1 protein-coding gene is annotated in these 1,465 nt (G+C 56.7%); it reads right to left on the reverse strand.

Translation table 11 applies throughout. The features are described from left to right. Window positions 1–171 precede the first annotated feature (171 nt). Window positions 172–1,465 (reverse strand): IS1182 family transposase (locus tag MLC59_RS19675; RefSeq protein WP_248237294.1); only part of this gene is annotated, 1,294 nt, incomplete at its 5' end.

The following is a 1,465-nucleotide window of genomic DNA, read 5'->3' on the forward strand; positions in this document are numbered from 1 at the left end:
TTTTGAGCAAGTGACCCCGCCGCGTCGAATCACAGTTCGGCCCGAGAACGTATCCACAATATCCAGCCGAATAGAGTCTCGATTCTCTCTATTCAGTCAGTCAAGACGGTTATCAGCGAATGCGTTATCGTAGTCCGATCACTCAGTACGCCCAAGGATCCCTCGGACCCTCTATGTCAGCCTCATCAGTGAACTCATCCGCCTGAGATTAAGCGACAGACAGACCAGATCCCATTCACCCTGCACGGCGTGAAGGCCCCGCAGACTGAACTGTCGGAAGCCCAGAACATGCTTGATCCAGCCGTTGACCGCCTCAACCAGATGCTTGCGCTGAGCGTAAACCGATCGCCCGGTTGCCGTGGCCAGCTTCCCAGCCATCCGGGCGCTGGCCGGATAACGGCTCGCGTCTATCTCTGAACTCTTCTTGCCCTCCCGGCGCAGCGAGACATAGCCGTCGATGCTTTTGTCTTCCAGGGTCTGTAGATCTTCTTCTTTACGGTAACCCGCGTCAGCCAGACACTGATCCGGATAGGTTTCCAGAGTGTCTTTTGCCTGATCCAGCAGTGGTATCAGACAGCCATTGTCACTGGGATTATTGCCCAGGTGGTTGGCGACAATCAGCTGGAATTCACCATCCACGGCCAACTGGCCGTTGTAGCATTGCTGGAACCCGTCCGCCGTTTTCATAATCCGGCTTTGCGGATCGGTAAAATTGCTCTGATCCTTGTCATCCGGAACCCCATAATCCCGCTTGAAGTTCGGGCCCCCGCGAGGTGAGCGCCGATCATCGTCCGGGGACCGACCCCGGGCCTTGTCCCGCTCTTTCTGGTCTGCTTCCAATTTCTCTTTGGCAGCACGAATCTTTTCCAGCCGCGCCTGCCGGTACTGAAGCTCTTCAGGCAGTTCATCACCCCGGTTATCCGGGCCGAACTGTCGGTCTTCCGACTGGTCTGTCTGACGCGCCTGACGACAAAGTGCATCGATCTCTTTCGATAAACGATCGTCTTCCTCGCCCATGCGGCCATAGCTCATGGCCTTGTGCTTGCTGGCATTAGCCCGAACCTTGGTGCCATCAATCGCCAGTGTTCCCAGCGTGATCAGCTCGGCTTCCCGGGCAATCCGGACCACCTGAATAAACACGGCCTTGAAGGCAACCAAATGGTGTTTGCGGAAATCACAGATCGTGCGATGCCTGGGGAAGTTGCCTGCCGCCAGAACCCGGAAGGCCACGTCTTCTTCCAGCTTCCGGGCGATCTTGCGTGAAGAGAAAACGCCGGTGGCGTAGGCGTAGATCAGAACCTTCAGCATCATTCGTGGATCGAAGGGCGAGTTGCGTCGGCCGTTGCCTTCGTAGCGGGCATAAAACGCGCTTAAATCCAGCTCCTCGACGACATCACTGACAAAATAGGCCAGATGCCCCTCAGGCAGCCACTCGTTCAGGCTCGGGGGAAGAAGCAGTTCCTGG

The organism is Marinobacter bryozoorum (genome assembly GCF_023156245.1).
GTDB lineage: Bacteria > Pseudomonadota > Gammaproteobacteria > Pseudomonadales > Oleiphilaceae > Marinobacter > Marinobacter bryozoorum.